General features: G+C 72.4%; 10 protein-coding genes. 6 read left to right on the plus strand and 4 right to left on the minus strand.

Annotated features, from left to right (window positions below):
• The first annotated feature begins 224 nt into the window (after positions 1–224).
• Positions 225–779 (plus strand): hypothetical protein, encoded by a 555-nt coding sequence (locus tag ACYVKZ_RS03870; protein ID WP_460990706.1) that lies wholly within the window; start codon positions 225–227, stop codon positions 777–779.
• 27 nt (positions 780–806) lie between these two features.
• On the opposite strand, the gene ACYVKZ_RS03875 is transcribed toward ACYVKZ_RS03870, so the two are convergent.
• From ACYVKZ_RS03875 to ACYVKZ_RS03885, 3 genes are all read right to left on the minus strand, one after another.
• Positions 807–977 carry a hypothetical protein gene (locus ACYVKZ_RS03875; protein ID WP_460990707.1) on the minus strand — a complete coding sequence of 57 codons (171 nt, stop codon included), beginning with the start codon at positions 975–977 and terminating at the stop codon, positions 807–809.
• Complete coding sequence (locus ACYVKZ_RS03880) at positions 974–2,116, minus strand: glutamate--cysteine ligase (protein ID WP_460990963.1); 1,143 nt, start codon at positions 2,114–2,116, stop codon at positions 974–976. The genes ACYVKZ_RS03875 and ACYVKZ_RS03880 overlap by 4 nt, the downstream gene beginning before the upstream one ends.
• 70 nt (positions 2,117–2,186) lie before the next feature.
• Positions 2,187–3,896, minus strand: coding sequence for an acyl-CoA dehydrogenase family protein (locus ACYVKZ_RS03885; protein WP_460990708.1), 1,710 nt, complete (start codon positions 3,894–3,896; stop codon positions 2,187–2,189).
• 83 nt (positions 3,897–3,979) lie between these two features.
• On the opposite strand from ACYVKZ_RS03885, the gene ykgO reads away from it, so the two are divergent.
• Together ykgO and ACYVKZ_RS03895 are read left to right on the plus strand one after the other, a co-directional pair.
• Entirely contained in the window at positions 3,980–4,102 is a 123-nt protein-coding gene (gene ykgO, locus ACYVKZ_RS03890) for a type B 50S ribosomal protein L36 (RefSeq protein ID WP_460990709.1), read from the plus strand.
• A 51-nt stretch (positions 4,103–4,153) separates the two neighbouring features.
• Positions 4,154–4,972, plus strand: coding sequence for a shikimate 5-dehydrogenase (locus ACYVKZ_RS03895; RefSeq protein ID WP_460990710.1), 819 nt, complete (start codon positions 4,154–4,156; stop codon positions 4,970–4,972).
• A gap of 160 nt (positions 4,973–5,132) precedes the next feature.
• On the opposite strand, the gene ACYVKZ_RS03900 is transcribed toward ACYVKZ_RS03895, so the two are convergent.
• Positions 5,133–6,356, minus strand: a complete 1,224-nt coding sequence (locus ACYVKZ_RS03900) for a class I SAM-dependent methyltransferase (RefSeq protein ID WP_460990711.1) — start codon at positions 6,354–6,356, stop codon at positions 5,133–5,135.
• A gap of 54 nt (positions 6,357–6,410) precedes the next feature.
• Between ACYVKZ_RS03900 and ACYVKZ_RS03905 the strand changes: the two genes are divergently transcribed.
• The 3 genes from ACYVKZ_RS03905 to groL all read left to right on the plus strand — a co-directional run bounded on the left by ACYVKZ_RS03905 (position 6,411) and on the right by groL (position 8,997).
• A complete protein-coding gene (locus ACYVKZ_RS03905; RefSeq protein WP_460990712.1) occupies positions 6,411–6,794 on the plus strand; it encodes a hypothetical protein in 384 nt (127 codons plus the stop codon).
• Positions 6,795–7,012: 218 nt separating this feature from the next.
• The gene (gene groES / locus ACYVKZ_RS03910; RefSeq protein WP_066499141.1) at positions 7,013–7,309 is read left to right on the plus strand and encodes a co-chaperone GroES; all 297 of its coding nucleotides are present in this window, start codon (positions 7,013–7,015) and stop codon (positions 7,307–7,309) included.
• A gap of 74 nt (positions 7,310–7,383) precedes the next feature.
• Positions 7,384–8,997, plus strand: coding sequence for a chaperonin GroEL (groL, locus tag ACYVKZ_RS03915; RefSeq protein WP_460990713.1), 1,614 nt, complete (start codon positions 7,384–7,386; stop codon positions 8,995–8,997).
• The last annotated feature ends 7 nt before the right edge of the window (positions 8,998–9,004 follow it).

The raw sequence follows: 9,004 nt of genomic DNA on the forward strand, positions 1-9,004 counted from the left end.
GGCTCTATGCTCTCGGCCTGCTCGGGGCATCCGAGAAGAAGGCGCTCGAGGCGAGAGGGGTCCTGTTCGGGCGGACGGCAGCACTTGCCCATGGCCTAGGAGTGCTCCATCGGCCAGCTCGGGTCGAGCTCGCGGTGGGGCGCGGGGCCCGGGCGCGTCCTGCGACGGGGACTGCGGTGGTGACGCGCCACCTGCCTGCGGGTGATCTCGTAGTGAGGGGAGCGGTGCGGGCCACGTCGCTCGTCCGCACGGTGCTCGACTGCGCGGCCGCCCTGCCCTTCGCCGAGGGCCTCGCCATCGCCGACTCCGCGCTCCGCAGCGGGGGCGTCACGGAGCACGAGCTGCGCGATGCTTCCCGGCTGTGGGTGGGGCGAAACCGCGCGTCGCAGCAGCGGGTCCTCGACCACATGGACGTCAGGGCCGCGAATCCCTTCGAATCCGGCCTCCGGGCGGCCTGCCTCGAGGCCGGCGTCACGATGGAGCCCCAGGTCTGGATCAGGACTGCCGCGGGCATGTGCAGAGTGGACCTGGCCAAGAAGCTCAAACTCGTGGCGGAGGCGGACAGCTTCGAGTGGCACGGCGGCCGCGAGAGCCTGCACCGCGACTGCACGCGCTACAACGAACTGGTCCGGGCCGACTGCACGGTGCTCAGATTCAGCTGGGAGCACGTGATGTACGCCCGGCCGTGGATCGGAGAGGTCGTCTCGGCGGTCGATGCGCGTCTCGAACTGCACAACTCAGCTGCGAAGAGGCGCCGCAGGCCACCCCGCGCGGCATGAGTGATGCAGTTTCGTCCGGAGTGCCCGCTACCGGCGCGCGCTCCAGGCCAGCAGCCCCTCCACGAGCGCGTACACGGCAGCCGCCGCCCCGACCCACAGGGCCGCCTGCCCGTGCGAGGTGGCGGCCAGCACGGCGACGACGATCACGAGCAGGACAAGGATCCGCGCAGGGGAGCGCCGCTGCGGGCGGCCGCTCACGCGTAGCCCTCCCGCATGAGCCGGGCCTCCTCGAGCACCACGGCGCGCAGGTCCCCGCCGTGGGCCTCCGCCACCCGACGCTGGCGCTGGTACCCGGCCCCCCGCGTGATGATGCCCTCGATCCCGCGCAGCTCCTTGGCGCAGCCGAGGTCCTCGGCGACGGGGGCGAGCCTGTCGAGCGTCTCGGCTAGATGCTCCGTCACGAGCCGCTCGTTGCCCTCGGCGTCGAGGATGATGATCGCGTCCAGCCCGTACCGCGCCGCGCGCCACTTGTTCTCCTGCACGTGCCACGGCGGCATCGTGGGGATCGGCTCTCCGGCGTCCAGCGCCCGGGAGGCCTCCTCGACCAGGCACTGGGTGAGCGCCCCGATGGCGCCGATCTCCTCGAGGGTGGAGAGCCCGTCGCAGACGCGCATCTCGATCGTGCCGAGCCGCGGCACGGGGCGGATGTCCCAGCGGATCTCGCTGATCAGGTCGATCACGCCGGTCTTGAGCATGTCGTCGACGTAGTGCTCGAACCCCGCCCAGTCCGGGAACTGGAACGGCAGCCCCGCGGTGGGCAGCTGCTGGAACATGAGGGCGCGCTGCGACGCGTACCCGGTGTCCTCGCCGCTCCAGAAGGGGCTCGAGGCCGAGAGCGCCTGGAAGTGCGGGAAGTAGTTCACGAGCGCGTCGAGGACGGGCATGGCCTTGTCCCGCCGGTCCAGGCCCACGTGCACGTGCACCCCGTAGATCACCATCTGCCGCCCCCACCACTGCGTGCGGTCGATCAGCTTGGCGTAGCGCTCCTTGTCCGTGACCGGCTGGAGCCGCGGCTGGCTGAACGGGTGGCTCCCGGCGGAGAACAGCTCGACCCCCACCCGGTCCGTGATGCTCCGCACTGCCGCGAGCGACTCGCCCAGGTCCGCCACGGCGTCCCCGACCGTGCTGTGCACGCCGGTCACGAGCTCGACCGTATTGAGCAGGAGCTCCTGGTGGATGCGCGGCGTGTCGCCGAACAGCTCGGGCCGCTCGGCCGTCAGCCGCTCGAGGACCTGGGGCGCGAGGGAGACCAGCTCGCCGCCGTGCTTGTCCACGAGGGCCATCTCCCATTCGAGTCCGATGGTGGACTGCTCGGACGGCGCGAAGTCGATCTCCAGTGTGGGACCCCCGGGGGTGAGGCCGGCGGCGCCGGCTGGCTGTGCACAAGTGGTCCAAGTCTACGGGGCGTCAGGCCCGGTCGAGGATGGCGTCCGTCCTCGCCGCATCGGGCAGGCAGCCGTATCCGAGCCCGCGTCCTGGCCCCAGCCGCGCGGCGATGAAGGCCTCGGCCACGGCGGGCTCGCCGTCGAGCAGGAGGGTCGCCTGGAGGGCCAGCGCGAGCGTCTCGGCCAGCCGCCGCGCCCACGCCTGCGCCTCGGCGGGCTCGCGCGCGGCGTCGGCCATGAGGGCGAGGGCCTGCTCGAGGTGGGCGTCCAGGGCGGGGTGGGCGCCGCGGTGGAGCTCGAGCTCCTCGGCGAGCGCCTCGGCCGCGTCGGGTTCGCGCTGGAGGGCGCGCAGCACGTCGAGCGCCACGATGTTCCCCGACCCCTCCCAGATGGCCATGACCGGCTGCTCCCGGTACCGCATGGCCAGCGGGAAGTCCTCGGTGTACCCGTTGCCGCCGAGGCATTCGAGGGCCTCGGCGGCGTGCGCCGGCCCGCGCTTGCACACCCAGTACTTGCCGATCGCGGTCGCGATCCGCGCGAACGCCCGCTCGCGCCCCGCACCTTCGGAGGCTGCCGGGCTCGGGACGGACGACGGCGCGTCCCCGGCGGCGGCGGCCGGCCGCGCCGGCGGCGACCACACGGCGTCGTCCGCGGCCGCGAGCCGCAGCCCGAGCGCCACCGCGGCCTCGTACTCGAGCGCGAGGTCGGCGAGGACGGCCGCCATCGCGGGCTGGTCCACGAGGCGGCGGCCGAACGCGCGCCGGTGCCGTGCGTGCCAGAGCGCCTCGGCGACGGCCTGCCGCATGCCGGCGGCCGTGCCGAGGATGCAGTCGAGGCGCGTCTCGTGGACCATGTCGAGGATGGTCCGCACGCCGCGTCCGGGCTCGCCGATCCGCCAGCCGAGCGTGTCCTCGAGCTCGACCTCCGCGGAGGCGTTGGCCCGGTTGCCGAGCTTGGACTTCAGGCGCACGAGCCGGAACGGGTTCCGCGCGCCGTCCTCGAGCACGCGCGGGACGAGGTAGCAGGAGATGCCCTCGGGCTCCCGGGCGAGCACGAGGAACGCGTCGCTCATGGGGGCGGAGCAGAACCACTTGGCCCCGGTGAGCAGCGCGGTGCCGTGGCCGGCGTCGCGCGCCGCGGTGGTGATGGCGCGCACGTCCGAGCCGCCCTGCCGCTCCGTCATCGCCATCCCCACGAGCGCTCCCGGCTTGCGCGCGGCGGGGACCAGTCGCGGGTCGTAGCCGTCGCCGTAGAGGCGGGGGAGCCAGAGGCGGGCGACGTCGGCCTGCCGCGACAGGGCGGGCACGGCCGCGTGGGTCATCGAGACCGGGCAGGCATGGCCCGGCTCGACCTGGGCGAACAGCATGAAGGCCGCGGCCCGGGCCACGTGGGCGCCGGGGCGCGGGTCGGCCCACGCGGCGGTGTGCGCTCCGTGGGCCACCGCGGCGGCGAGGACATGGTGGTAGGCGGGGTGGTACTCGACCTCGTCCCGGCGCGCGCCGTACCGGTCGAGGGCGTGGAGCGCAGGCGGGCACGCGTTGGCCAGGCGCGCGTTCTCGGCGAACTGTCCGGACCCCACGAGCCGCCCCACCGCGGCCAGCTCGCCCGAGGCCCAGCTCGCGCCGAAGCGGCGGACGCCGTCGACGAGCGCGGCATTGGCGGAGAACTCGTCGACCCCGACGCGCGGGGGCGGCTGGTTGGCGCCGTCCGCGGCCCCGTCGGTGTGCTGCATCCTCCCATTGCACACCGGGGAATGCCCGGGGGCCAGAGTCCGTTATTGATAACGGCTCTCATCAAATAATCGGAAGGAGCATCATGAAGGTCCGCAACTCGCTGCGCACGCTGAAGAAGGTCCCAGGGGCGCAGGTGGTGCGCCGCCGCGGCAGGACGTTCGTCATCAACAAGCGGAATCCCCGGCTCACGGCGCGCCAGGGCTGATCTGGCCGCACACCGGGCGCGCGGGGGTCGGCACGGCACTAGCCTTGTGCCGTGCCGATCCTCAACAAAGACATGACGCTGTGCATCTCGCTCTCGGCCCGGCCGAGCAACAACGGGACGCGCTTCCACAACTACCTCTACGACGCGCTCGGGCTGAACTGGATCTACAAGGCGTTCGCCCCGACCGACCTCGCGCAGGCCATTGCGGGGGTGCGGGGGCTCGGCATCCGGGGCTGCGCCGTCTCGATGCCGTACAAGGAGGACGTGATCGCGCTCGTGGACCGGATGGACCCGTCCGCCGCCGCGATCGACTCGGTCAACACGATCGTCAACGACTCCGGGGTGCTCACGGCGTACAACACCGACTACACCGCGATCGCCCAGCTCATCGCGCGCAACGGGCTGGACCCGGCCTGGTCCGTCCTGCTGCGCGGCTCCGGCGGCATGGCGAAGGCGACCGCCGCGGCGTTCCGGGACGCCGGCTTCACGGACGTGACGATCGTGGCCCGCAACGAGGCCGCGGGCCGCGGGCTGGCGGAGCTGTACGGCTTTACTTGGGCCCCGGAGCTGGGGGAGCGCACCGCCGACGTCCTCGTCAACGTGACCCCCATCGGCATGGCCGGCGGCCCGGACGCCGAGGCGCTGGCCTTCCCGGAGCGGGCGGTCGACGCGGCGCGCGTGGTCTTCGACGTCGTGGCCCTCCCGGCGGAGACGCCGCTCATCAAGGCTGGCCGCGCCGCCGGGAAGACGGTCATCTCGGGGGCCGAGGTCATGACGATCCAGGCGCTCGAGCAGTTCGTCCTCTACACCGGCATGCGCCCCACCGACGAGCAGGTGCACGCCGCCGAGGAGTTTATGCGCGCCCAGTAGGCGCCGGACCCCCCGGGCCGCCCCGTCCCAACGTTGAGGGGTCACGTCCCAACGTTGAGGGGTCATGTCTCGACGTTGAGGGGTCAGATCCCAACGTTGAGGGGTCATATCCCTCAGGGACATGACCCCTCAGCTCAGGGACATGACCCCTCAACGCGGATCAGGCGGGCTCGACGACGGCGGCCACGCGGTCGTCGCCGATGCGCGTGAGCACGAGCGTGGCCTTGGCCGTGGCGCCCTTGCGCTGCCCCGCCAGGAGCACCCGGCGCAGCTCCTCGGGGGTCACGGAGGCGCCCCGCTTCTTGATGTCCAGGACCCCGATGCCCTGCTCGCGCACCCACGCGCGCAGCGCCTTGACGTTGTAGGGCCGCACCTCGAGGACCCGGTACGCCTTCGCGAACGGCGTCTGCACGAGCTGCGGCGCGCAGATGTACGCGATGTGCGGGTCCACGAGCGTGCCGCCCAGCCGCTCGGCGAGCTCGGCGACCAGCCCCGCGCGGATCACGGCGCCGTCGGGCTCGTAGAGGAAGCCCTCGAGTGGCCCGATCCGGGGCTCGGCCCCGGCGCCGAAGTCCGTCTCGGCGACGAGCTCGGCCGCGCCGCCGTCCCCCAGCACGAGGGCGGCCCTGCGCACGCTGGGCCGCTTGAGCGCATTGAAGTACAGGGCCACCTCCGCCACGTCGCCCTGCACGGAGACCCACTGGGCCTCGCATCCCGCGGGCACCGACGCGTGGGGCAGCCCCGGGCCCAGCTTGACGCCCACGGGCAGGCCGCGGGCGGCGAGGCCCTCGACGAAGCTCAGCGGCGGCGAGAACTCCTCCGGGTCCCACAGGCGGGTGGTGCCGGAGGCCGACGTCGAGCGCCGGGCCGGATCGAGCCAGACGCCGTCCACCCCGGACAGGTCCACGGACTGCGCGTCGGCGTGCACCACCCGGGCGTGCGGGAAGGGCATGAGGTTCATCGTGGCGCACGCGGCGGTCGTCTCGTCGAGCTCCACCGCGGTGACCTCGAGGTCGAGGGATGCCATCGCCATCGCATCCGCGCCGAGGCCGCACCCGAGGTCCGCGACACGCCCGACGCCGGCGTCGACGAACCGCCGGGCGTGGCGCGCCGCGACCGAGAGGCGGGTGGCCTGCTCCAGCCCGGCGCGGGTGAAGAGCATGCTCGAGGCGAACTCGCCGAACTTCGCGGCGGCGCGGCCCCGCAGCCTGGCCTGGGAGAGGACGGCCGAGACGAGCTCGGGGGAGTGGCCCGCCTTGCGCAGCCGCCCGCTGATCGCGAGCGCATCCTCCTGGCGGTAGGGGCCGATCGAGTTGAGCAGCGCCCAGCCCTCCGGCGTCAGCAGGGGTGCCAGCTGGTCCGGGGCGTGTCTGTCGTCGGGCATGCCATCCAGCGTAGTGCGCCGCGCGGCCGGTGCTCATTGGTTAGGCTGGTGCGCATGGAGACCAGCCGCAGCGTCGACCCTGTTCCAGCGCGACCGGATGCAGGCCCTCTCGCCCGGCTTCGGCCCTACGCCCGCCCCGTGCTCATCGCGGGCATCGTCATCACCGTGGTCGCTGCGGTGCTGCTCGTGGTCGTGATGGGCCTGGACGCCTTCAACGCCACCGTGTACTCGGTGGGCGGGAAGAACATCAGCGACGCCACGCCGGAGGCCCAGTCGCTGCGCGACCAGTTCCTCGGCGCGAAGATCGGGTCCATCATCGGCCTCGTCGTCGGCGGCGTCGCCCTCGTCGCCTCGATCGCCGTCATGTACGCCACCCGCGGCCTCGATGCCGACGAGGAGGACGACGACCTCGGCTACGACGAGCTCGCGGGCGAGTAGGTTCCGCCGCTCAACCACCGGGTTCCGACTCCGCTCAACCACCGGGTCACGACACCCGTTGGCACTCGCCTTGACCGAGTGCCAACGCGCTCACTAGAGTCGCCAGTAGCACTCGGCCGTGCCGAGTGCTAACCCTGTCAGGCACGCTCCCGGCACCCGCGACGACGGTTGCTTGCCCGGCTCACCATCCGTGACCCGTTGATGTAAAGGAGAGATCCGTGTCGGTCTCCATCAAGCCCCTCGAGGATCGCATTGTCGTCAAGCCGCTCGAGGCCGAGCAGACCACCGCGTCCGGCCTCGTGATCCCGGACACCGCGAAGGAGAAGCCCCAGGAGGGCGAGGTCGTCGCTGTCGGCCCCGGCCGCGTCGATGACAACGGCAACCGCGTGCCCGTCGACGTCACCGTCGGCGACGTGGTCCTCTACTCCAAGTACGGCGGCACCGAGGTCAAGACGGGCGGCGCCGAGTACCTCGTGCTCTCGGCCCGCGACGTCCTGGCGATCGTCGTCAAGTAACGCTCCCGCGCTGCGCCCCGGCCGCTCCCTGCGGCCGGGGTGTCGTGCTTGATCCAGACACACAGGAGTAGCGAATGGCTAAGCAGCTCGCATTCAGCGACGCCGCGCGCAAGGCCCTCGAGACGGGCGTCGACAAGCTCGCCGACACCGTCAAGGTGACCCTCGGCCCGCGCGGCCGCAACGTGGTCCTCGACAAGAAGTGGGGCGCCCCCACCATCACGAACGACGGCGTCACGATCGCCCGTGAGATCGAGCTCGAGGACCCGTACGAGAACCTCGGCGCCCAGCTCGCCAAGGAGGTCGCCACCAAGACCAACGACGTCGCCGGCGACGGCACGACGACGGCGACCGTCCTCGCCCAGGCCCTCGTCAAGGAGGGCCTGCGCAACGTGGCCGCCGGCGCGGCCCCGGGCGAGGTCAAGCGCGGCATCGAGGTGGCCGTCGAGGCCGTCGCCGCACGCCTGAAGGAGAACGCCCGCGAGGTCTCCGGCCGCCACGTCGCCAACGTCGCGGCGATCTCGGCCCAGTCGGAGGAGATCGGCGACCTGCTCGCCGAGGCCTTCGACAAGGTCGGCCAGGACGGTGTCATCACCATCGAGGAAGCCTCCACGACCCAGACCGAGCTCGTGCTCACCGAGGGCATGCAGTTCGACAAGGGCTACCTCTCGCCGTACTTCGTCACGGACGCGGAGCGCCAGGAGGCCGTCCTCGAGGACGCGCTCATCCTCATCCACCAGGGCAAGATCTCCTCGCTGCAGGACTTCCTGCCGCTGCTCGAGAAGGTCCTCTCCGCCTCGAAGCCGCTGTTCGTCATCGCAGAGGACGTGGACGGCGAGGCCCTCTCGACGCTGATCGTCAACCGCCTCCGCGGCACGCTGAGCGTCGTGGCCGTCAAGGCCCCGGGCTTCGGCGACCGCCGCAAGGCCATGCTCCAGGACATCGCGACCCTCACGGGCGCGCAGGTCGTCTCCCCGGAGGTCGGCCTGTCCCTGGACCAGGTGGGCCTCGAGCAGCTCGGCACCGCGCGCCGCATCACCGTCACGAAGGACAACACGACCATCGTCGACGGCGCCGGCACCACCGAGGACGTGCAGGGCCGGGTCGCGCAGCTGCGCGCCGAGCTCGCGCGCACCGACTCCGACTGGGACCGCGAGAAGCTCCAGGAGCGCCTCGCCAAGCTCGCCGGCGGCATCGGCGTGATCAAGGTCGGCGCCGCCACCGAGGTCGAGCTGAAGGAGAAGAAGCACCGCATCGAGGACGCGGTGTCCTCGACCCGCGCCGCCCTCGAGGAGGGCATCGTGGCCGGCGGCGGCTCCGCCCTCGTGCACGCCGTGCGCGCCCTCGACGAGGACGCGGCCGTCACGGTGCTCGACGGCGACGCCGCGGTGGGCATCGGGATCGTGCGCCGCGCGCTCGTCCAGCCGCTGCGCTGGATCGCCCAGAACGCCGGGCACGACGGCTACGTCGTCGCCGCGCGCGTGGCCGAGGCCGAGGTGAACCACGGCTTCAACGCCAAGACGGGCGAGTACGAGGACCTCCTCGCGGCCGGCATCATCGACCCGGTCAAGGTGACCCGCTCCGCGCTGCGGAACGCCGCCTCGATCGCGGCCCTCGTCCTGACCACGGAGACCCTCGTGGCGGACAAGCCGGCCGAGGACGAGGACGCCCACGCGGGCCACAGCCACTGAGGCTGAC

The sequence above is a fragment of the Sinomonas soli genome (assembly GCF_054782415.1).